This window comes from Mycoplasmopsis gallinacea (assembly GCF_012220205.1).
Lineage (GTDB): Bacteria > Bacillota_I > Bacilli_A > Mycoplasmatales > Metamycoplasmataceae > Mycoplasmopsis > Mycoplasmopsis gallinacea_A.
On sequence record NZ_CP047225.1, the window covers coordinates 891,111 to 915,272 of the forward strand.

Here is a 24,162-nt window from a genome sequence, read left to right on the forward strand (position 1 = left end):
AATTATGATTAATTTGGATTTTTATTTTTTAATTTGGTGAATTTTGATATCTACGTAAATTTTAGCCACGATATCTTTGTAAAGTTCTGCTTTAACTTCGTGAAGCCCTTCAGCTACAAAGTCCACTTTTTGAATTGCGTGTTTAGGTAATTTATACCCTTTTTCTACAAGAGTTTTTTCAATATCTTTTCTTGACACTGATCCATGCACATTCAAGTGTCCGTTTTTATCAATAGTAGCTTCTAAAGTAAAGCTTAATCTTTCTTGTTCAAGTTTTTCCTTTAATTCTCTAGCTTCACTTCTGTGTTCATGTTCATTAGCACTAAGTTCATCTAATCTTTTTTCTAAAAGTTTTAAGTTAGTTGGGTTGTAAGCAACTGCGAAACCTTTTTTGATTAAAAAGTTTGTTCCATATCCTGCAGCTACATCAATAATTGTGTTAGCTTTTCCGTCTTTACAATCTTTAATTAAAATTACTTTCATTTTGTTTTCTCCCTATATCGATAATTGCTGTCCGGATGTTATCTACAAATTGTTCAAGTTCTTCATCACTAGTAGCAGCAGCGGTTCCAAAGTGACCACCACCACCAACAGCTTCACAAATAATTTGAACATTGGTATTAACACCACGAGCACTTAATTTGTAGGTTTTAGTTCCTTTAAGTTTTGCAACCACGAAACTAGCGACTCTACCTCTAATTTTTAAAATTTCATTAGCAGCAATGGAAATAACATCATTACTTGCTTCTTGTTCGGTGTAAGTTAAAAAGTAACCTTTTTTAACTTCAACTACATTTTTAAGAATTTGATCAATTAATGCTTGGGTATCTTCATCAATTTTAAGCATCTCACCACTAATTGAACCTTTAGCTCCATGCTTTTCTAAAAAGGCAGCAGCTTCAAAGGCTCTTGTGGTAACTGATTTAGAAAATTGATTGGTATCTAAATAAATTCCATTAAGAAGTACCTGCGCAATTTCGTTACTAAGATTTACCCTATAATCAAGGAACATTGCAATTTCAGTAACAATTTCAGCTGCACTAGATGCTGATGTATCAACATAAATATTGCTATATGAAGCAAAGTCGATACTTTTACCAAGACGGTGATGATCAAAGACAAAAACATTATTTGGATGCACATTTGTTAAAGCTTCTTTATTATCAGTTCTAAATGGATCTGAATTATCTACAAGCACAACTAAAGTAGATGAATCCGTCATTTTATTAGCTTGATTTATATTTCGAATGAAAATATCTTTTGGAAGCTTATTATTTTTCTCTTCAAAAAGTTTTTTAACTGTATCATCAAAGGTGTTATTGCAAATATAAGCGTTTTTACCATAAGCTTTAGCTATTTCATAAATTCCATAACTTGCACCAATTGAATCAAGGTCAGCATTAGCATGTCCATAAATCATTACTTTGCTTATTGAAGTAGATAATAATTTTTTCTCAAGCTCTAAAGCGATATTTTTAATCTTAGTTCTACTGCTATCAGTTAAAATCTCAGTATTTGAACCATAATAAATTGGTTGTGAATTATTTGAATAAATCGTCACTTGATCTCCACCACGACTTTGTGATTGGACCAAAGCTTTTTTAGCTTGTTCAAGTTTTTCTTTTAGTGAGCTCCATCCACGAGCAAAACCTAAACTAAGCGATAATTTGCTAATATCTAAATTATCGACTCTTTCACTAATTCTAGTAAAGATTTCAAAATTAGTTTTTTCAAAATCTTTTAGCGTGACTTCGTTTGTGAAAATAATAAATTTACCATTAGTATATTGACGATAAATGAAGTTGTACTTGTTTGAACATTCTTTAAAAACATCAATAACGATTTTGTTAATGTTAAAAAGTTGCTCTTCAGATAAAATTGATTGATAAAGTTGTAAGTTATCAATTTCAATTTCTCCAATGACAGCTTTTTGTTCTCAAGCTTCGTTTTTAAACGTTTGCTCTGTAGTAATGTCATGAATAACAATAGTACTACTTAAAGGCCAGAACTGAGCTTCATATAAGTTTTTCTTATACTTAAATTGCAACTTAGTTAAATTTAAATTAAACTTATCATTTTTACTTGGATCAATTTTTTGGAAAAAATCACTAATGAAAAATCCAATGTAGTTATCTCCAAATTTATTTTTAATAAAGTTAGAAACTCAAATAATCCGGTACTCAATATCGTAAACAATAATTCCGATATTGTTATTTGTCATAATTTCTTCAATGAAACCATTGAAACTTTTTTTAACTAGCTCTCTTGTACGAGCAAAATTATAGATAAGGAAATAAAGCATCACACCAGTTAGGAAAAAGAATAGAAGAATTCCAATTGCAACTAAAATTCTTACTCAAATTATTTCGGTATTAAAAATAAATACAAAAAGAAGGAGTAAAAGCGTCACAAAACAAGAAAAAGCTGCTAGTGAATACACTCATACTTTTTGTTTCGAGTTCATAAATTCTCCTATTTTAGTTTATTTGTAAATTAATTATTTATATTTTAACATATTCAACACCAGATTTACTTTTTTAGATCGAAAGATAATAAGAAAAACAAGGTTTTTTAATTAGAAATTATTTAATTTAATTTTTACATTTTTACCTCCTTTACATAAGTGATTTTTATTTTCGGAATCGCGTTCTACCACCCAATTGTATATAATTGAAATTGATATAATTAATATAGTTAACTAAAGAATGGATGTCTTATGCAAAAAGAAAAAAATAAATTTAATTTACTATATAAAGATCCGATTGTAAATAACTTCTATATATATATATATATATATATATATAGACAATAGCGAAATAAGTAAAGAAAGGGACATAAATAGTAAAAAAGAACAAAATAAAACATTAAAAATAGATCAATTAAGAAATGGATTAATTTTTCATCACTTAAAAGCTGATTCAGTATTTATTTCTAGCTCAAAATACAACTTTTTAGAAACAAGGAAAATTGTAAAAGACATGATTAAAAGAAAACCAAAATATCTTACTTTTAGCAATTTAACTCCGAAGCTATCTAAAAAGATGATTAATAAATTTGTAAAAACTAATGAATATCAAAAGTTTTACCAAAGACTCTCTACACTAGATAGAAAAGAAATGATAAACTTTGAAAACAATACTGAATATAGAATAGAAAAAGTAAATGATGCTACCTTTGAAATTGCAAAAAACTTTTTAATTGACAATGATTTTTACCCAGATTCTAGAGATAGATGAATTAAAGAATACAAAAAACAAAAAAATAAACTTGGTTTTTTAATGTTTGATAATCAAAAAGTTATTGCTCATGCATGCATTGTATATGAAACAGATGAATATTCAATTTTATGAGGTGTTTTAGTTGATGAAAATTACCGTGGAAAAGGATTAGCTAAAATTATTGTTAGCCATTTATGTTCATACATTTTTCAACAAGACAAAAGTAAGAAGATACTTTTATACTACACAGAAGATAGAATTGGAAACATCTATAAAAACATTGGTTTTGTAGATAAGGCAGAACTATTTAGTCTTGAAAGAATAGAAAAAGAAAGTTCTTATCAAAATAAAAAGAAAACTATTGCTTCTAATTTCAAAAACTTATTTAATAAATTCAAATCTAAAAAAGTTAGTAAAGAAAGTTCTAAAGGAAAAGGTAATGTCAATTTTTTGTTAGAAAATAAGTCTAAATTTATTCTTTCTTACAAAAAGATTGTAGCTGAATCAAAGATATTATTAAACAAATTTAAATACCAATTAAATGACTTAGAAAAAGATAAATTTATAGCATTTGTAAATGAATTTATCATCGATAATTTCATTAATTTATATAACGAAGAAAATACCTTTTTCCAAAGAAAAATAGATTTAAAAGATTTTGATGCACAAAATTATGATAAGTTAATTCAAGAATTAATAACATTTTTAAATATCGATTCTGTTTTCTTTTTTTCACCACCAAATAAAATGCTTTTTAATATGTATGTTTTCGTAAGTGTTTATTCAAAAATATATAAAACAAAAGATAAATATACTGAAGAAATATACAAATTTCTAGATAAAGACACCAGAGAATTTTTTGATTTTATTAATAGCTGCACAAATGACTTTGAACAAAAATTACTACAAGCAGAAAATGAAGACAAAAATAAAACTGAAAACAACTTTATTGATAGATATGTGGCAACTAAAATTCAATTAAATTATGATTTATTACTCAATTATCATTGAATGAAATATGTTACAGGTTGATTTGATAATTCAGATGGAAGTAATAATTTAGATTTAGTAAAGCATCCTGAATTTCCAAAATTCCCTTTTTATAATGATCCATTTCAATATAAATTAGAAAATTGCGAATTAAATGAACTTAAAATAGATGAAAAGTTTGGATATTTTGACAAATATTTGATTACATATGAATCAATTGTTGAAAGTGATGTTGTTCCATTCAAAGAAAAAGTTAATTTTGATAAAAGCAAAATAAATGATCAAATTGAACAATTAAATTATGCAATGAATGAGCCAGATATCGAAAATATAGCTATAGTTGGTGAGTTTTCGTCAGGGAAAACAAGTTTGATCAAAAATTATGTTGAAAATGATAAAAAATCTAGCAAAAATACTATTTGAATTGATTGAAGTAGTAATGATACAGAAAACTTGAAATTAGAAGATAACATTGCAAAACAAATAATTTACCAAATACCATTGAAAAAACAAGATCAATCCAAAATTAAGGTAAAAAGAAAAGTTTCTGAACTATTTAAAATCGCCGCAGGTTTTATTTTAGCAATGTTAACTTGCGTGTTTATTGCTTTTTTTAGTAACAAGGAAGTAGTGAATTATTGAAATAATAATAAAATATATCTTGTTGTTTTCCTTTCCTTTTTTGTACTGCTTTTTACAATTATTTTTTATTCAATTACAAAATTGGTAATTAACAATTTTTGAAGAATTAAAAAGATTTCAATTAAAGGTAACACAACAGAACTCGAACAAAACAATAGTTTTCTAGGCAAAAATATTGATGATTTAATTTTCATCATCAATAATGCTGGAATCAAATATATCATTTTTGACAATGTAAAAATTGATGATGATTGAGAAGGTGCTTTAAAAACTTTAAATTCACTTAAAGAAATGATCTTTTTGATTAACAAAAATAAAGCTCAATTAAATCCTAAAAAGCAAAATGAAAAAGCTACTTTTGTTTATTGTATTGAGATGAATAAAAATGTAAATAAATTAAATAAGATTTTTGACTATCAAATAAGATTAAATTCAGGTTTGGATGAAAGCGTGATCGAAAAAACAGTTGATAATATTCAAAAATCAATATCTACAATTAGTGGAACCAATATTATTGAATCTGGATTCCCAGATTATAGATTTATTCAAAAAGATTTCTTAAATAAAAGACTTAGAAAATACTTTTCATTTATCTCGAATTGAAAAACACTTAAAAACATTCAATATCAAGTAATTAATTACGACTTAATAAGTAAAAACAAATTTATCGAAGATTTAACTAAAGAAATTGAAAACTCAATTTCAAAATTAGAAAACTATGGCTTTTACAATCAGTTTAAAAAAATATTTTCACAAATGACTATAGGTGCTAAAGCAATAGAAATTGATAAATGAGAAAAGTTAAAAAACGAACTTAAGAAATGTGTAGAACCAAATTGTCAATATTGCGCTAAATTCTATAATAAATATTATGCTATACTAAAATTCAAAGATTCTGACTCACTTAAAAAAGTATTAGCTGTAGAAAACAATTCTTGTGAAGATTATTTTAAAAATGACTTTCTTTTCAATTACCTTTCCGATTATTTTTTATTCAATTTAAATGAAAATGGTTTTATAGACAATAACAAAAGAATCGAGATTATTCAAAAATCTCAAATTAGATTCCAATCTCTAATCAATTTTTTAGGTTTTGTTGTGTATCAAAACACAAATGATAATAATATAGAATTATTAAACATATTTAAAAAGGTTCAAGAAACAAAGAAAAAAATCGAAAATTATATGTTAAATGATCAGAGTGTAAAAGATACTTTAAACATTCAAATTTGTAAAGAATTTATCAAGCATTTATACACAAAAATAATTGAAATCGAAAATAAACACATTGCCATCTCTAAAAATAGTTCAAGATATTACTATTTGCTTTACATTCTACAAAATCAAGAAGAAAAACTCATCAATAGCGACGAAGTATACGTAATAGTTGAAAAAATAAGACAAAAAATTATTGCTGAATATGTAAAAAGACATCCAATTTTCCACATCAAAAAATTTGTTAAATTAAAAAACGAAACAAAAACGCCTAGAATAAACAAAAAGAATACGAATAATAAAATTATTGAAGAGTTATTAAGCAACGAACAAATAAGTGCAAAATTAAAAGAAAATGTTAATCCTTCTGATTTAGTTTTGGATAATAAAAAGTTATCAAAATGTCACTTAATAGAGCATATAAATATCAAAAATAAAAATTTTTCTTTAAATGGTTCTTCGTTTATAAATTCAAATCTAGATTGTTATTTTATTGAAGAAAAAGATATCGAAAACTTGATTGATGTTTTATTAAAACAAACAAATTTCAAAGGTGAAATTGATAAAAAGTACCTAAATACATCATCATTTACATCTCTTTATAACTCTATAAATGAGTTTAGAACCATAGAATTTGGGTTAAACGCTGAGGAAATAAAAATTAGTAAATATCTTAGTCAACTAATTTGTGCAAAAGATTCTAAGTTAAGCTCTAAAATTAAAAGAAAACGTAAAAAAAGAGAAATAAACAAAAAATAGTATGAAAATTAAAATATAGAGAGTAAAAATGAAAGATAAAAAGCAAATTGTTCATAGCTTTGCAAAGAAATTAAGCTACCTTTCAATGGAACGAATTTACGATATTTTCGCAAATTTAAGTAATATTTTTGAATTTACTGAAAACCATGCAGAAAACGATCATATGCACAATCAAGAAGTGTATGTTGAAGATTTTCAAAACATGAAAAAAGTAAAATTGACTCATCCATATAACAGCTTTGTTTTGTTAAACAAAAATGCTAAATCAGTGGATAGATTTGAAGGTTTATCTTATGAAGATCAAGAAAGTCATAAGTTACCTTTCCTTATTCCTAATGGATTTAAAATTGATAGAACTTTAGGAATGGAACCAGCAACTCGTTATTACACAGATGTTTTAGTTTCAAGAAATCAATTCAAGGAAATGACAAATAGATGAAAATCAAATGCACATGAACATGAATCAAAAGGACTTTACAAATTAAGATTTGAAATCAAAGAACCAATTCAAATCGATGAAAACATGATTAAAAACCTTGAATGTTTACACTATTCAGAAGAGAACTTTTGTTACCCAACATGTGCTGATGAATTTGACCCAATTTATTCAGAAGAACAATTAATTGGAATGGGGCACCCACAACATTTTTCAGGTTTCCTTTTAAATTCAGGTGTGAAACCTTCGATGTTTGTTTGCTTAAAAGAACACAATGATCAAAACATTTATCACCCAACACCAATTAGTAAAGAAGAAACTGTTGAAGCTATTGAAAAAATGCTTGATAATATTTATCTTGAAAATGAAAACTCTGAAACTTTATTATTACTTGAGAAAAATTTAAATAGCATTATTGAAATAATACAAAAAGAAGAGCAATAATTATTAATGGCATTAAAAAACGAATAACCTTACAAAATAGGGTTATTCGTTTTATTTTGCGTTTCCAGCATTCTAATTAGTAGTTAGTTCTAACATCTGAATAATTGATAATACCATCTTCAAAAGAAGGAAGTTCTAAATAGTTTTGAATTAATATTTTCTCAAAAGTTTTTTCGCTAAGAGCATTATTTAAAATTACCGGAATATTAAAATGATTGTTAAAAGCATTTATTATTTTAATTTGCTCATATGTTGTTTTGGTGTTTAAATAGCTTAAAAATTCTTCTAAATTCGAAGCGCTTATGAACTTTTGAATCGCTTCATCGCTCGCTAAATCTAAAAAATAGCTAAAGCTTTTTAAAGAATGAAAATCATCTCAAACCACTTTAAAAAAGCTATCAAGTGAATTGTTTAAATAAGAAATATGGGCTTTTTGGAAAAAGTAAGTTTTATTTTGATCATATTTTTCAATTTGCACATTTAAATCAAAATTTTCATTTAAGATGTTTTTATATCTTTCAAGAAGCCGCTTATCTTTCTCTGAAAAGTTATCTAAAAAAGGTATAGTGAAGCTAATTTTTGCACCTGGATGAGATAATTTAAATTTACTTATCATAGAAGCGATAATCTCTTTTAATCCTTTGAAATTAGCACTTCTAAGTTGCTTGTTTAAATCAAGAATGTTATCTTTTTGATAATACACTTCTTTTTCAATAAAATAGTTGCTTTCAAAATTCTCAAAACTAGTTAAAGTCGATAAATAATAAGCAGATGAAAGCGAGTCAAAATTATTGTTTTGTTGATCAATCCCTTGTAACTTCATACTTGCAAGTGGAGCTACATTTCAATAATAATTACTATCATTTAGTTTAGCAATTGTATATGGGTTTAAAAGCATTGATAAAGCTTTTTCAAAATTAAATAATTCCTTTTTAGTTAAAGAATTTATGAAGTTTGCAAAATCATTACTGAAAGCATTATTTGGCTTATCACTCTGCAATTCGCTATTATAAGTTCATTTGAAAATTGCATCTTTGCTATTAAATGAAACAACTTCGTTATATCCATAAATATCCGAATATTTAAGTACATTTTCTTGTTGTTTTGAATTTAAAGTGTTGTAATTAAGTATTGAAATTAAATTTTGACGGTAGGCTCTAAGCGATTGAATTCTGAAGGTTTCTTCATCAAGTGGGACTGGGTTGTAATTAAAAATTATTTTAGCAAGTGAATCATTTGCATTATTGAAAATATCATTTGCTGAATAATTATTTTTTAAAAGAATTAACTTGTTAACTTCATTTTCACTTACTACGTATGTACCTAAAAATAAGTCTTTTTCATTTTTGACACTAGGTTGAAAAATAAAGTTGTTCATTACTTCGTTTTGAATGAATAAATCAAGTTTTGTTTCTTTATTTAAATCAAAAGCACTAAAAATTAATTTATTATTTTGGTAGCTAAAAGCAACATTATATAAGGTTTTAATTTTCTGTAAATATGCCTGATTATTTAATAAATTATTAGCTATATCACTTGCTTGAAATAACTTATTAGTTTGCTGCCCATTTTTGTCTACGTAAAAAAGGTTCTCTTTTAAGTTAAATTCAATTTTGCTTGCCTTTTTTACTTTATTTCAAAAATCAGGATGATTAATTGATGTAGATGTAGGTGAACTAACTTTTAAAATAGGTTTGCTATACCCACTCCCTTTATCTGGCTTAGTTAAATTGAGATTATAATCGCTATCAATAAAGCTAAATTGAGTTAAATTACCATTATTATCAGGTAAATAAACGATGATGCTATCTGCTAAATAAAAATTCAAAATCTTCTTAGTTACGCTATCAAAATTATTGTTAATTTTATCTTCATGAACTTTACCTTGGTGAGAATAAGAAATGAGTGGTGCAAAAATAGTGCGAATTATTTCGTTATTAATGTAGCTATCAGTAGGCTTTAGAGCTTGATTTTGATAAAGGATATTGGCTTGATTTTCATTTTTAATAAAGACATTATTAGCATGAATATTATCAAAATCAACACAAGAATTAGCTACAAAAGGAGCGCTGCAAGCAGCTATTAAACTTAAAAAAGTTAATGTTTTTTTCATATTCTACCTTAGATTTTTGGATAAAGTGCCATATTTAAACTTGCACCAATAATTTTAAAAATAACAATTAAAGCAATCGAAATAACAATTGTGCTAATGCTTAAGTAATAATTGCTAAAATCTTCAATAATTTGTTTATATAAATTCCCAATATTAATGTGTGAATTAATATTTTCAACATTAAAAAAACTTAATGCTGCTATCGAAAGAAAACTTAATGAAAGTTGATCGCTAAAAAATGAAAGGTTGTAAAAAATAATTTGCTTAAAAATAACTCTTAAAATAATTCTAGAATTTGAATAACCAATTGTTTTATAACCATCAATATATGAAAGGACCTTAATTTCTTGACATTTGTGATAGCTAGTATAAAAAATGCTAAAAAATCCAACAATACTTAAAAAGCAAATTGCTTTAGCTAGTGAATAACCAAAAAGCAAGAACAAGCTAATTGTTAAAAATAAATAAGGAACCACAATTACTGCACTTAAAATAAAGTAACTACTTTTATAGAGTGCTTTATTAGAACAAAACCCAACTAAGCTACCAATTAAACTTCCAAAAAAGAGCTGAATTAAACCAGAAATGAAGGTAATTAAGAGAGTAATTAAAATTGAATCGGTCATTAAGGTGAAATTATCAATGCCAACTGAATTAGTTCCAAAGTAAGTTTTAAGCTCATCTTTTGGGCTTAAAAAACTTAAAACTTGATAAGGATTATATTTGATTATATAAAAAGATTTGTAGTTTGTAATTGACTCAAAATCAATAATTCCTTTCTTGTTTAAATTCATTAAATAATCTGTATCAGGTCCATTTTCAAAAGTTCGGCTAATAATCGGATTATTAACTGGTGGAAGGTTATATACCAAAGAAGAATCATAAATAGCTTTATCACTTTGATATGGAGAAAGAAAGTGATTAAGGACTAGTAAAAGCAAAAGTATAAGCAAGGCAAAAAGAGCAATAATCACGCTTTTGTTTTTAAAAAAGCGTTTTCAATAAAGTTTTTGCTGAGAAATTAGCACTGTTGCGCTTGCAAAAGTTTGACTTTTGCTTGCAAAATTAAATTGATTAGCTTGCATTGCTTACTCCTTTACTTAAATGGTCTGCAAAATCAAGGTGTGCTTTGCTTGCTTTAACCAAAAACACTCTTTCAAAAGGATTGATAATTTTTAAAACCACTTCAATTATAAGTTGTAAAAGCAAAATTAAAAGTGACATAGCGATTAAATAAATAAAAAATAAGTTTCCATTATTTTTTAAAGCGCTCATTAAAATGACACTAGTTCCTGGGACTTGAAAAATTCTCTCCACAATTAAATCAAAAGATAAAATGGTAGTAAAAATAATAAGAGCTGATGGTAAAAAGCTAATAAAAGTATTTTTAAAAACAGATTTAAAGTAAATTGCAACCTTACTAAACCCTTGCGCTTTTAAAAACTTATTATATTCATTACTTAGTTCAACAATTACAGAATTACGCACAAAAATAGCAAATACGCTTGCACAAATGACAATAATAAGTAAATTCGGAATAATTAAAGATAAAAATGAAACGTAGCTATTAGCTATTTGTGTTTCAACGTAAATAGAAGGAAGATCAATTTGCTCAGCAAAAACTACTAAAATTGGTGCAATTACAAAAACTGGCAATGCACTAAAAATATAAATAATTAAGTTAGAATATTGCGTAATTTTTGATTTATAAAAATATCCTGAAATGGTTCCGATGATAAAACCTAAAATTAAGGATATTCCAAAGGAAGGCAGAATAACTTTCAGTGAATTATTAAAATAAAGTCCAAAGATGCTTGTTTCGCTAGCTAGAAAGATTTTGAAAGAGAATAATTTTAAGGTAAATATAGCGAAATTATAAGAAAGATTTAAACTATTGATGTTAATTAATAAAAATGCTAATAAAGTGATTGTTATAATGCTTAAAACACCTAAAAGTAGGTCTTTTAAAAATAATTGATAGAAGTACCTAATCATAACATCCTAAAATAATAAAAAGTTGCTTAAAAAAGCAACTTAGGTTTTAATCGATTAAATTGTTTGATTTTAATGCTTCTTGAAGAGCAGCCATAGCAGCTTCTTCATCTTCACCACTAATTTTGATTGTAACTTCAGCACCACTTTTAACACCAAGAGCCATGATGTTCATAATTGATTTTAAGTTTCCTTCTTTTCCACCTGATGATAATTTAGCATCTGATTTAAATTTTGACGCTGTGCTAACAATTAAAGTAGCAGGACGTGCGTGTAATCCAATTGGATCAATAATTTTACATGTAAATTCTTTCATATTTTATCCTTTCTATTTTAATACCTAACTTTAGTATTTATTTTAGATTAATCAACAATGTAATAACATTATACCACATTCCGAATGTAAATAATATTATATCAACGGTTTAGTTAAATCTATTAAATAGCAAACGAAATGTCACACCCTTGAGTTTTAAAATTAAAAATCTACATCTTAGATAAAATTTTAATTAATAAAGGAGTGACTATGGGTGTCTTTAAAATAACAACACATAAAAAAACGAGCTATTATGAAGAAAGAAAAGCTCAAATAATAGCAGGTATTATAAGGTTTTGAAACAAAAGAACAAACAAAGAACTTGCTAGGATGTATCACGTCAGTGTCAGAACAATAATTAGATACAAACAAGAAATAAAACCATTTATAGAAAATGGTACTTTTAACGTTGCTCACAAAGGTAGAAAAAATGAAAATGCACTCAAATATAATGATGAAACTATAAATAAAATTATGTGTGATTATTATGATTTTTCTGAAGAATTTTTCCCTAAAAATGCAACTATTAATACCGCTCCTTTTTGACTTTATTATTATGAAAAAGTAAAACAAAATTTTAATATTAGTTATTCACAAGCTTTTAGAAGAGTTAAAAAGCAAGGTTTCATTAACATCCAAATGACAAGAAAAGGTAAAAGAGAATCTAGAAAAATTAGAAGATTGCTTAAACAAGAAATTGGTGAAAAAACTTCACTTTTCACAAGAATTGGTTCTTTAGAAATTGATGAGCGTGAGAAGAAAAGAAAAAGCGTTTATCAAGCTAAAAATATACATTTAAAATTTGGTGAAAATGTTGAATTAGATGCTTGTCAAGAAATATTTTTTGGGGATAAAAAAGTTTTCATTTACCACGCAATTGATTCAGCTACAGGTAAATTACTTGAACTTCAATGTGAAGAGCAAGAAACAAATGTGGGTTACCAAAAGCTAATTGATAAACTCTTTAAAAAATATGGATTTCCTTCAAATATAACAACAGATCGCAGAAGAACTTTTTGAGGTTCAGAAAAAACATACACAATGTTTGAAGAGGCTTTAATCGATAGAGGAATTACTTTATTTGTGTCATCTAATCCTAAAGATAAGCCAAATGTGGAAAGATCTTTTGCTAGTGCTCAAAATTATTACCCTTATTTATTTAAAAATAAAGGTATTGATTCTATTGATGAATTAAATAAAAGAAGCGAAGAAATTATTGACGAATATAACAAACATTTTCAAAAAACAGAAGGTAATAAAGAAACCAAATTTATCAAAAATGATCATAATTCAAACATTTATGATTTTTCTTTAAGAATTAGAAGAAGAGTAAATAATGGGGTTGTTATGTATAAAAATAAAATGCTCGCCCCTTACGACGAACATAATAAAAGATTAATGTTTTTTTCACAAAACGGAAAAGATATTAATTTATGTTTAGATGTAAACCAAAACTTGTATTTCGAAATCAATAATAAGAAATATATTGCAAAAGTTGTTGAAGAATCCGAATTAAATGAAACCGAAATTTATGCTTTAGCTAAAGGGTGAGATATTTCTATCCCACAAGTACATGTGATTGCAAAGGCAATTGTAAATTCTAGAAAATTCACTTTAGCACAGTCACAATTAAGACATTTCCCCAACGAAATTCTTAAAAATGAAAACGCACAAAAGATAATCAAAATACTTGAAAGAAGTGAACAGATTTTGTTAAAACTTTATAACTTACTTGAAAAAGATATAGAGTGAAAAGATAAAGTTGCATTCATTAACAACTAATATCACAAAACATATTTTATAATCAACAATTTCTTTATGAATTTTGAAGTTCTTTTGGTTCTTTTCTTCGAAAGAAAAGAAGGCCCGTGCTGTAGGACAAATATTGAATTTGTAAAACCAAAAACTAACATACAAAATTAATTGATTTTATTAATTCAATACTTAAATTTTATTTCAATAATTAATATCAGAATTGCTTGTGTTGAATTCTTAAGAATTCAATATAATTATATTAAAAGAAACAAACAAGAGTGACAATTCGTTTAATAATTTACAAATGTAAATAATATTATATCAACGGTTTAGTTAAATCAAAGATGAATTTTTCAAAAAGGTTATATTCTCCAGTAAGATTTCCAAGGTTTGAAATCTCGACGCAGTTCTTACGGTATTTTTCAAAAATTTGATTAATTTGACCGGTAGCTTCACCAGAGATAATATCCATTGTTTCATATTGTGAAAACATACTTCGGCTATCCATATTATTTGTACCCATTCAGGCAATTTTATTATCAACTAACCCCATTTTCGAATGGAGAAAATGATCTTTATAAATTCAAATTTTAAGACCGTATTTCCGAAGTTCATTAAGCTGATTTAAAGTAATTTTATAAACCATTTTTTTATCCGGAAGACCTGGAATGAAAATTTCCACATCAACTCCACTTTTTAAAGCTAAAATGATTTGTTTGGTAAGTGCACTTGTAATTGAAAAATAAGGAGTGGCAATCTTGATTGATTTTTTGGCCATTGCAAACATTTTAAGTCAATAAAATTCGGCTTCAGATTCTTCAAATGAAGGTGAATCTGAAACAAATAAAAGATCATTTTTGAAATTATTTAAGTTATAACCGTGTTTGTAATATAAATAATTTTCAAGTTCCATATCCTTATGCGTAATTGACTTTCACATCTTAACAAAGTGAAGATTGTAATTATTAACGTACGGACCTACAATTCGGTAGTTAACATCAATTCAATGTCCATATTTTTTTGAAAGAGATGCATATTCATCAGAGATGTTATTTCCACCTGAAAATACTATTGAAGAATCAATTAAAATGAATTTTTGGTGGTTTCTTGAAAAGCTTGAGCTATTGATAAAAGGGTAGTAAATTTTACCAATATACCCAATTTGCACTCCTAATTTTTTTAATTTCCGAATTTTATGTTTTTGTGAAATCATAGCCCCAAAATCATCAATGAGTCACTTAATTTCAACCCCTTCAAGGGCTTTTTCTTTTAAAAGTTCAATAAATTCAGTAGTTATTTCACTTTTTTTGATGATGTAAGTGATAATGAAAATTGACTTTTTAGCTTTTTTGATTTGTTCAAGCAGCACTTCGTAAAAACGATAACCATCAGAATAAATATCAATTGCACCTGGAAGCGAACTTTTTTCACGAATTCTTTCATAAGGGTGAATTATTTCGTTATGACGGTTAGCATTTTCAATAATACCTTTTGATTCATAATATCTTAATTTATACTTTGGATCATTTTCAAGTTTTAATTCAATTTTGTTTCTTGTCATAAAACCAAATGCTAAAAATATGAAATGTCCAATGAAAGGAATGAATAAAATCAGATAGATTCAGCTCATTTTAGCTTCAATTTGGCGATTTTGCTTAATGATAATTAAAGCGAAAGCACAATTTAAAATATATAAAACGAAAATTAAAACTGAAATATAACTTTCGTTTACAACCGTAATTAAAACACTTATTCCAAAGACAACAAGTGCAAAAATAATTGATTGTAGGATAAAAATTAAAATCCTACTGATATTGATTTTCTTCATCTTTATTTATCAAGTTCTTCAATTCTTTGAATGTGTCTTCCACCTTCAAATTCTGTTTTGATGTACTCATCAACAATTTGCTCTGCAAGTTCTGGAGCAATTTGTCTTCCACCAAAAACAAGAACATTAGCATCATTGTGTTGTTTTGCTAAATGAGCATCTTCAAGCGAAGTAACTCTTGCAGCTCTAATTCCTTTATGTCTATTTAAAGCATAAGAAATTCCAAGACCTGTTCCACAAACACCAATTCCGAAGGCAGGTTTGTTTTGGTAAACATATTCCGCAAGTTCTTTACCTTTTTCAGCATAGCTTACTGATTTTTGATCAGTTTCAGGACCTAAATCAACAACTTCATATCCTAATTTTTGAACATATTTAGCAAGTTCATCTTTAAGTAAAAATCCAGCATGATCACTTGCTAAGGCAACAACTTTTTTCATAATAAACTCCTTTAAAAAATGTTAATTAAATTATAACTTATTTGCTTTATTTTGCTTAAAAGTAAGATGTGAAAATCTTATTAAGTAGCAAACAAAGTCTAACTATGTGCACTATTTAAAGTTGAAAATACGAAAATTGTAAAATTAAAAAATTAATTTAGTAATTATGAGACTTTTTAGCAAACAAATTAAGGCTATAAAATAATTATTAGTATAATTTTATTAATGTAATTTCATAATAAGAGAGGGTAAATATGCAACAGTATAAAAAAATTATGCAAGATAGCGAAAAAACAGTTGTTGCTGATGTTTTAGAATTGCAACTTCCAAAAAGAGAAACTAAATATCAAACAGAAGCTGATCTTGAAAAAGAATTTGTTCAACTTTTAATTAATCAAGGTTATGAATATAAAGAGATTAAAAACAATGATGATTTAAAAGCTAACTTTAGAAAATGCATCGAAAAATTAAATGATTATCAGTTTAAAAGCGAAAAAGAATGAAGAAACTTTTATGATCAAGTAATTAATTCAAAAGCTGGCGTTGAAGAAAAGACTCAAATGATTCAAAAAGATAGAGTTTTTTCAGTTGATTTAGATAATGGAGAAAAGAAAAACATCTGAATTTTGGATACCAAGCACATTCACAAAAATCACCTTCAAGTAATTAATCAATATCAATCTAATACCGGAAATGTGAAAAATCGTTATGATGTAACTATTTTAGTTAATGGTCTTCCACTTGTGCATTTAGAACTTAAAAAAAGAGGTGTTTCAATTAAAGAAGCTTTTGGTCAAATTCAAAGATACCAAAAAGAAAGCTTTGCTAGTGAAGATGGATTTTTTGACTTTATTCAAATTTTTGTTATTTCAAATGGTTTTGAAACTAAATATTATTCAAATACCACTAGAAAATTAGCTATAAAAGGTGCAAATAACCTTAAAACTAAAGACAATCAAACTGTTAGAAAAGACATTAAATCTTTTGAATACACTTCATATTGAACTGATGAGAAAAACAATAAAATTTCTGATTTAATGGCTTTTGGCCGTTCATTTTTCAGCAAAATTACCATTTTAAACTTGCTTATTAAATATTGTGTATTTGACGAAAACAAAATTCTTTTAGTTATGCGTCCATACCAAATTACAGCTGTTGAAAAAATCATTCAAAAAATTAAAACTTCAACTTTTGAAGGAACTCAAGGAACTAATAGAGCTGGTGGTTATATTTGACATACCACAGGGAGCGGGAAAACTTTAACTTCATTTAAAACTGCAGAACGTGTAAAAGAAGAACTGACTGACATTAAAAAAGTTGTCTTTGTTGTTGATAGAAGAGATTTAGATTACCAAACAATTCGTGAATATCAACGTTTTGATGGTGAATTTGCTACCGGAGTTAATAAATCAAATGATTTAAAACAGCTTCTTGAATCAGATAAAAATTCAGTTATTGTTGTAACTATTCAAAAACTTACTAACTTTGTTAAAAATAATTCGAATTCAATTGCATATAGGGAAAATGTGGTGTTTATTTTTGATGAATGTCACCGTTCTCAATTTGGAAAAATGCACAGAATAATTACAAATAAATTTAAAAAATACCACCTTTTTGGATTTACTGGAACTCCTATTTTTGAAAATAATTCAACCTTTAAGGACTTAAAGAAAAACTTAATCACTACTGATACTCTTTTTGGTGAAAGGCTGCACACCTATACTATTGTTAATGCTATTGATGATGGTACTGTTTTACCATTTAAAATTGATTATGTTAAAACTGTTGTTGCTAAAAATGAAAATGAAATTGAATCCAAATTAGTTCGCGAAATTGATACAAAAGCAGTTAGACTTGCCCCAAAAAGAATTTCTAAGATTGTAGGATATATCTTAAATCACTTTGACCAAAAAACAATGAGTGGTGAAAATGATAAAGCTTATGAATTTAATGTCGTAACTAACACTGAGCAAATTGCTAAAAATAGAAAAAGCAAAGTGGTAAAGCAACTTGAAAGAATCAAAGGGTTTAACTCAATTTTTGCAGTTGAGAGCATTGAATTTGCCCGTAAATACTACTTAGAATTCAGAAAACAGCTTCAAGAAGCTAATAATGAAAAATTTAAAATAGCAACTATTTTTACTTACGATCCTAACCAAGAAAATGATGGAACATTCGGAAGTATTGATGATGAAGATTTTTCACACTTCCAAACCCTTTCAGCTAATGATAAAGAGTTTTTAAGCGAAGCAATTAATGATTATAATAAGCAATTTGCTTCTTCATTTAACATCGATTCACAAGAAGGGTTTATGAACTATTACAAAGATGTTTCGCTTAGAATGAAAAACAAGCAAATTGATCTTTTAATTGTTGTTAATATGTTTTTAACCGGGTTTGATTCAACTACTTTAAACACTTTATGACTTGATAAAAATTTAAGACAGCACGGACTTATTCAAGCATTTTCAAGAACTAACCGGATTTTAAACTCAATTAAAACTTTTGGAAATATTGTTACATTTAGAAACATTGCAGCTGAAACCGAAGAAGCAATTCGACTTTTTGGAGATGAAAGCAATAAAAACATTATCTTATTAAAAGATTATAAAGATTACATTGATGGCTATCACGATCCAAATAAAGATGAAATAGTTAAAGGTTATCGTGAATTAACCGATAAGCTCAAAAAAGATTTCCCACTTTCTAATGATCATCAAAGCAAAATTGAGTTATTACACCTTGTTAGTTCATCAGAGGAAAGCAAAAAAGAATTTGTTCAAACTTTTAATGAAATACTTAAAATGAGAAATGTTCTTAAAACATTTGATGAATTTGCTAATGAAGCAAATACCTTTTTGGATGAACGTATTATTCAAGATTATGAATCGCTTTATCTTGGAATTGAGCAAGAAGCTCGTAAAAATAGAGAAGCTCACAAAGAAAGCATTTTAGATGAAGTCGAATTTGTTGTCGAACTTATTAAACAAGATGAAATTAACATTGATTACATTTTGGCGGTTATTTCTAAAGACATTGAATTAAAAAAGAAAATCGATGATCAAATTAAAAATGATATCGCATCTAAAGTTGAGGCCAGCCCTACTCTTAGAAATAAAAAAGAACTTATTCTAAAATTCATTGACAAAATTAGTTTACTTAAAGATGTTGATCAGTTAGATTTAGAAGAAATTTTAGATCAAATTAACAATAAGTGAGGAGATCACGCTAAAACTGAATATGAAAAAGAATTAAACATTGCTATTGAGGAATTAAATCTTAAAAAATATGAAACTGAAGAATATATGAAAGATTCGTTCCTCAGCGGTGAAATGAAATATGAAGGCCCAGGGCTTGGAAGAGTAATTAAAAGTACCGGATGACTTCAAGTTAATGATTCTGCTAATGAAAATCGTTGACATAAAAAAGAAAAAGCATACCTTAGACTTTCTGAAATTTTCAGAAAATACTACGGACTTGTAGATGGTAAATAATTAATAAATTAAGAAATTTTCACTTATATTTTTAAGAAATTATTTAAAATTAATGTAATAAAAAATGGATAAATCCCAAAATAAAATAATTGAGAAATTATTATGAAATAAAAGTAATTATTTGTTATTTCTATTTCGTAATAATTTTTCTTTTATTTAATAAAATTTAATAAATATTTATATAAAAAAATGGAGGTGTAAAATGGCTAAAAAATTTACATTAATCGATTTGTTTGCAGGAGCAGGTGGATTAACTTGAGGGTTTTATAAAAATAACTTTAACATCAAATATACAGTTGAATTTTGACAACCTGCTGTAGATACATATAATAAAAATTTTAAATTAGATGTTACTACAAAAGATATAACAGATCAAAATGTTATAGACGAAATAGAAACAAATTGACAAAATAAAATTGATTTAGTTATTGGCGGGTTTCCTTGCCAAGGTTACTCAATGGCTGGCAAAAGAAATCCAGATGATCCTAGAAACCAGTTGTATAAATATACTATAAAAGTAATCGAAAAAGTCAAACCTAAATATTTTGTCTTAGAAAATGTAAAAGGTATTTTATCTTTTAAAGAAAAAGATGGATCTTTAGTAATTGACAAAATAATTGAGATATTAAGAGAAAAAGGATATTATTCTAAATTCATTTTATTAGATGCAACTAATTTTGGTGTCCCACAAAAACGCGAAAGAGTAATCTTTATTGGTTCATCATTTGAAAATAAAGAAAAAGTTGATCAGATAATTGAAAAACTATCTAATTTCAAAACAGATAAACCAAAAACAGTTAGAGAGGCAATTGAAGATTTAGAAAATGTAAAAGAATTAGAGTTGTTCAATCATATTTTTTCAAAACATTCAAACGAAATGATTGCAAAAATCCAAAACACGCCACAAGGTAAAAGTGTAATGAAGAAGTATTCTGACGCTTATTTTAGACTTGATTATGATAAACCTTCAAGAACTGTTAAAGAAAATCATGGCGGGGTACATGTGCATCCAAAATTAAATAGAGTTCTTACACCAAGAGAATTAGCAAGATTACAAAGTTTTCCAGATGATTTTGAATTTCTTTCATCTAAATCAAACGTGCTAAAACAAATCGGTAACGCCGTCCCTCCTTTAATGTCATTTGAAATAGCAAAAATAGTAAAAAGGATATTAAAAAATGAATAAATATTGAGAAAATGCAATAAAATTTCAAGAAAAAATACTAGAAGTTATTAAAAGTATTTCACAAGAATATCAAAATGAATTACAGATAAAAATAGAAGATGTAAATTTACCGGGAGATAAAGATTCTGTAATTGGCTCTTCTACAGCTATTGGCTTTTGTCTAGAAGAATTTTTTAGTGTGAAGTTAAAACAATTATCTGAAAAGTTTTCAATAGAATTTAAAAGAAATTCAATAGAAGATCAAAGTAATAAAGTAACCAATTCTAGTTACGATTTCTATTATTATTTTAATGATGAGAAATTTTTGATTAACTTTAAAGTTGATAAAGGTAATAATAATGCTATCTCAGCTATAAATAAAATTTATGAAGATTACGTTTTGAATAACGATGAAAATATTGATTATCACTATTTAATTTTAAAAGCTAAATACAAAATAAATGATCGTTCAAAAATAGAAATTATTGGATTTGATTCTTTTTATTTAGAAGAAATAAATTTTGATTTGGGTCATCATCAAGATAGTAGAAATTGATCTTCAGAATTTAATAAAAATTCTGGAAGAATGATAATTAGCAACAATCACAGAGAAACTCAAAAAATGCCTATTGAAAAAATCTCGTACAACAATACAAAAGATCAAATTACCAAAATATATAACAAAAACCTACAAAAAGAAGTTGATTCTCAGTTTGATCAAATAATTCATAAAAAATAGCTTATAAAAAACGAATAACCCTGATTTTTAGGGTTATTCGTTTTATTTAAGGATTTTGTAACTTAATAAGGAGCAATCTTTCCTAAAATTGCCGGTCTTTTAGCGCCTGTTGCACTTGGCACATTTGAAGGTTTCTTGCTATATGTAAGATATCCAAGAATAGCAAATGCCATCGCTTCTTTAGCATCAGAATTAATTCCAAGTTCATCAATTAAATTAACTTTTACATCAGGAATTAGGTCTTGTAAATGTTTCATTAATACTTTATTATGACCACCGCCACCTGAGATAAATACTTGGTATTTTTTGTTTTTCTTAAACACAAAATCTTTATATGAATTAGCAATTGTTAAAGCAGTAAAGTAAGTTAAAGAACGAATTAGATCATACTTATTATAATTAGGAAAATCTGCAATTAATTTTTCGATAAATGCTTTAGTGTACTTTTCTCTTCCAGTGCTTTTAGGAGGCTTAATTTTATAATATGGATCATTAAGGAGGTAATTTATTATCTCATTTTTCACTGTTCCACTAGCTGCAAATTCACCACCAGCATCATATGGTTTGTTAAATAAAATTTGGGCAGCATAATCAATTAAAACATTACCTGGGCCATTATCGAAAGCAAAAACATCTTCAAAGTTGTGATTTAAAACGGTAACATTAGAAATTCCACCAATGTTTTGAAGTAAGTTAACTTTATTAGGATCTTTGCAAATTTTTCAATCAAAAATAGTTACAAGCGGAGCGCCTTGACCGCCATTAGCCATGTCAGCAGGTCTAAAATCACCAATAGTAGTAATTTGTGTTTTTTGAGCAATTACGCTAATATCACCAAGTTGCATTGTTGATTTAGTTTCGCTTTCACTTGGGTCAATTAAATGGTAAATCGTTTGTCCGTGAGAAGCTATGAAATTAACATCTTTTTTATCTATTTTGTGTTTTTTAATAAACTGGTTAATACATTTAGCATAAAAATTAGCTATTTCAAAATTCAGCGAACATAGAAATCTTGATGAAATATCATCTTTAAATGATTTGAAAATTTTCTCTCTTAAATTAGTTTCAATTGGGAACATTTCAAAGTTATTAAGCTCTATTTTGATTTGCCCATCAAAACTTCAAATGCTTATGTAAGCTACATCCAGAGCATCAACACTAGTTCCACACATTAAACCAATTGCATTAATTTTTCTTGCCAAAAGTAAACCTTCCAAAAGGTTTGATATGATCAATTAAAAATAAATCATTTTCATCAATTCTAGCTACTACATTTTTACCTAAAAGCACATTTTCTTGGTCTTTTAAGATAATTTGAAGCTCACCTTTATATTGTTTATAGTTTTTATTACAGATAACAACATCACCTTTTTTAAGCACTTTTTGCTCGGTATTTTGCTTAATTTCTGCCTCTTTATATTTGACTCTACTTTGAGTTGATCTAATGCTATAATCGTTAGTATCACCCCTTCTAAAGTGTTCATTTTCAAGCAAGATTATATTTTCAATTTCCAAGTTACTTTCATTTAAATGAACTTTAAAATTAACAATTCCTTTTTGAAGTTCTGAAAGTTCTTTCAGCTCTTTTTCGCTTGCAAATGAATCTCCAATGATAATATCATCAATATAACCTAGGTTCATTAGAAACTTAGCTTGACTAGCTACGTTTTTACCTCTTAAAAGTTCAAGCGAACAAAGTCCATGACTTAATTCTCAAGGTCCAACAGTTGCATTTTGTGAAGAAACAAAAGCGGCTGTTCTAATGTTATGTGCTTTGAATTTTTTGGTAATGCGTTCAAAAAATTCAAATGAAAGACCAGTGTATTTTTGTGGGTAGAAATTATGAGAAGCAATTAAATTATCTAAATTAGGTAAGTAAGCTAAAATGTTTTCTAAATAACTATTATCATTTGAGATGTTAATTTCAATTTTTAAATTTTCTTTATTGTAAGTCATGGCAGCTTCTTTTTTACCATCAAAACCAAGATCTAACCTAATTCCGGTAGCTCCCATCTGCTTAAATAAAGCTAAATTATCATAAGATACACCTAGTTTATCAAAGACCCTAGGATTAACATCTAAAATAACTTCCATTCCTTTGCTTGTTGCAAAATCATTAATTTCCTTAAAACTTTTAACAACTTCTTCTTTGGCACCATTAACTGATAAAAGACACGAAAAGACACGTTTAAAACCATAATTGGCAGCTTTTTCAAGATAATCTAAAATCTCTTTTTTATCTTGCTTTTCTGGGTAAATTGAAACTCCTAACATATTAACCTTTCTATTTGCGTTTATTTTGATGCTGATTAGCTTTAGCAAGTTTTTGCTCTCTTCAAATGTTATATCTTTCTAAAAAGAGTGTTGTAGAAAATCCAAGGCAAAGCACAAATGGAATTCCTGTTGCATAAAAAGTGATATTAAAATCAACATTTGCAATTATAAGTGGCACACCAACTAGAATAAATACAATAAAAGGGAAAGGGAGAACATATCACATTTTAAGTTTTTTAAAAACTTGATAGCTGGTGTTGATTTTATTAGTTATTAAATATGCAAAGGCGGCACAAGCAATCAAAATTAGGAAAACTCATCATTGCATAAAAATCCTTTTTA

The 24,162-nt window shown here is 26.7% G+C and carries 17 protein-coding genes; 6 read left to right on the plus strand and 11 right to left on the minus strand.

Annotated elements, in window-relative coordinates; all coding sequences use genetic code 4:
- Positions 1 to 21: 21 nt before the first annotated feature.
- The gene (gene rplI / locus GOQ20_RS03540) at positions 22 to 483 is read right to left on the minus strand and encodes a 50S ribosomal protein L9 (protein WP_167845430.1); all 462 of its coding nucleotides are present in this window, start codon (positions 481 to 483) and stop codon (positions 22 to 24) included.
- Positions 464 to 2,464, minus strand: a complete 2,001-nt coding sequence (locus tag GOQ20_RS03545) for a DHH family phosphoesterase (protein ID WP_167845431.1) — start codon at positions 2,462 to 2,464, stop codon at positions 464 to 466. The genes rplI and GOQ20_RS03545 overlap by 20 nt, the downstream gene beginning before the upstream one ends.
- A gap of 514 nt (positions 2,465 to 2,978) precedes the next feature.
- Here GOQ20_RS03545 and GOQ20_RS03550 point away from each other — a divergent pair.
- Together GOQ20_RS03550 and GOQ20_RS03555 are read left to right on the plus strand one after the other, a co-directional pair.
- A complete protein-coding gene (locus GOQ20_RS03550; protein ID WP_167845432.1) occupies positions 2,979 to 6,824 on the plus strand; it encodes a GNAT family N-acetyltransferase in 3,846 nt (1,281 codons plus the stop codon).
- Positions 6,825 to 6,852: 28 nt separating this feature from the next.
- Positions 6,853 to 7,704: a hypothetical protein gene (locus GOQ20_RS03555; protein WP_167845433.1), complete on the plus strand. Its 852-nt coding sequence runs from the start codon at positions 6,853 to 6,855 to the stop codon at positions 7,702 to 7,704.
- Positions 7,705 to 7,780: 76 nt separating this feature from the next.
- Here the strand turns inward: GOQ20_RS03555 and GOQ20_RS03560 are convergent, their stop codons facing one another.
- The 4 genes from GOQ20_RS03560 to GOQ20_RS03575 are packed head-to-tail and all read right to left on the minus strand — an operon-like array spanning position 7,781 to position 12,125.
- Complete coding sequence (locus GOQ20_RS03560) at positions 7,781 to 9,817, minus strand: OppA family ABC transporter substrate-binding lipoprotein (protein WP_167845434.1); 2,037 nt, start codon at positions 9,815 to 9,817, stop codon at positions 7,781 to 7,783.
- 8 nt (positions 9,818 to 9,825) lie between these two features.
- On the minus strand, positions 9,826 to 10,902 hold the full coding sequence (locus GOQ20_RS03565; protein ID WP_167845435.1) for an ABC transporter permease: 1,077 nt from the start codon (positions 10,900 to 10,902) through the stop codon (positions 9,826 to 9,828).
- Positions 10,892 to 11,812, minus strand: coding sequence for an ABC transporter permease subunit (locus tag GOQ20_RS03570; protein WP_167845436.1), 921 nt, complete (start codon positions 11,810 to 11,812; stop codon positions 10,892 to 10,894). Before GOQ20_RS03570 ends, GOQ20_RS03565 begins: the two co-directional genes overlap by 11 nt.
- A gap of 46 nt (positions 11,813 to 11,858) precedes the next feature.
- Entirely contained in the window at positions 11,859 to 12,125 is a 267-nt protein-coding gene (locus tag GOQ20_RS03575) for an HPr family phosphocarrier protein (RefSeq protein ID WP_129619997.1), read from the minus strand.
- Positions 12,126 to 12,263: 138 nt separating this feature from the next.
- On the opposite strand from GOQ20_RS03575, the gene GOQ20_RS03580 reads away from it, so the two are divergent.
- Positions 12,264 to 13,907, plus strand: a complete 1,644-nt coding sequence (locus GOQ20_RS03580; protein ID WP_167844923.1) for a hypothetical protein — start codon at positions 12,264 to 12,266, stop codon at positions 13,905 to 13,907.
- A 289-nt stretch (positions 13,908 to 14,196) separates the two neighbouring features.
- Here GOQ20_RS03580 and GOQ20_RS03585 read toward each other — a convergent pair whose 3' ends face one another.
- Both GOQ20_RS03585 and GOQ20_RS03590 read right to left on the minus strand, forming a co-directional pair.
- Complete coding sequence (locus tag GOQ20_RS03585) at positions 14,197 to 15,708, minus strand: phospholipase D-like domain-containing protein (RefSeq protein WP_167845437.1); 1,512 nt, start codon at positions 15,706 to 15,708, stop codon at positions 14,197 to 14,199.
- A 2-nt stretch (positions 15,709 to 15,710) separates the two neighbouring features.
- Positions 15,711 to 16,148: an RpiB/LacA/LacB family sugar-phosphate isomerase gene (locus tag GOQ20_RS03590; RefSeq protein ID WP_129619999.1), complete on the minus strand. Its 438-nt coding sequence runs from the start codon at positions 16,146 to 16,148 to the stop codon at positions 15,711 to 15,713.
- A gap of 254 nt (positions 16,149 to 16,402) precedes the next feature.
- Between GOQ20_RS03590 and GOQ20_RS03595 the strand changes: the two genes are divergently transcribed.
- The 3 genes from GOQ20_RS03595 to GOQ20_RS03605 all read left to right on the plus strand — a co-directional run bounded on the left by GOQ20_RS03595 (position 16,403) and on the right by GOQ20_RS03605 (position 21,546).
- On the plus strand, positions 16,403 to 19,642 hold the full coding sequence (locus GOQ20_RS03595; RefSeq protein ID WP_233091213.1) for a type I restriction endonuclease subunit R: 3,240 nt from the start codon (positions 16,403 to 16,405) through the stop codon (positions 19,640 to 19,642).
- 202 nt (positions 19,643 to 19,844) lie between these two features.
- On the plus strand, positions 19,845 to 20,828 hold the full coding sequence (locus GOQ20_RS03600) for a DNA cytosine methyltransferase (RefSeq protein ID WP_167845438.1): 984 nt from the start codon (positions 19,845 to 19,847) through the stop codon (positions 20,826 to 20,828).
- Positions 20,821 to 21,546, plus strand: a complete 726-nt coding sequence (locus tag GOQ20_RS03605) for a UpaP162 family type II restriction enzyme (protein WP_167845439.1) — start codon at positions 20,821 to 20,823, stop codon at positions 21,544 to 21,546. The genes GOQ20_RS03600 and GOQ20_RS03605 overlap by 8 nt, the downstream gene beginning before the upstream one ends.
- 62 nt (positions 21,547 to 21,608) lie before the next feature.
- On the opposite strand, the gene GOQ20_RS03610 is transcribed toward GOQ20_RS03605, so the two are convergent.
- The 3 genes from GOQ20_RS03610 to GOQ20_RS03620 are packed head-to-tail and all read right to left on the minus strand — an operon-like array spanning position 21,609 to position 24,148.
- Positions 21,609 to 22,748: an anhydro-N-acetylmuramic acid kinase gene (locus GOQ20_RS03610; protein ID WP_167845440.1), complete on the minus strand. Its 1,140-nt coding sequence runs from the start codon at positions 22,746 to 22,748 to the stop codon at positions 21,609 to 21,611.
- Entirely contained in the window at positions 22,732 to 23,820 is a 1,089-nt protein-coding gene (locus GOQ20_RS03615; protein WP_167845441.1) for a DUF871 domain-containing protein, read from the minus strand. The genes GOQ20_RS03610 and GOQ20_RS03615 overlap by 17 nt, the downstream gene beginning before the upstream one ends.
- Positions 23,821 to 23,830: 10 nt before the next feature.
- A complete protein-coding gene (locus GOQ20_RS03620) occupies positions 23,831 to 24,148 on the minus strand; it encodes a hypothetical protein (RefSeq protein WP_167845442.1) in 318 nt (105 codons plus the stop codon).
- Positions 24,149 to 24,162 lie beyond the last annotated feature (14 nt).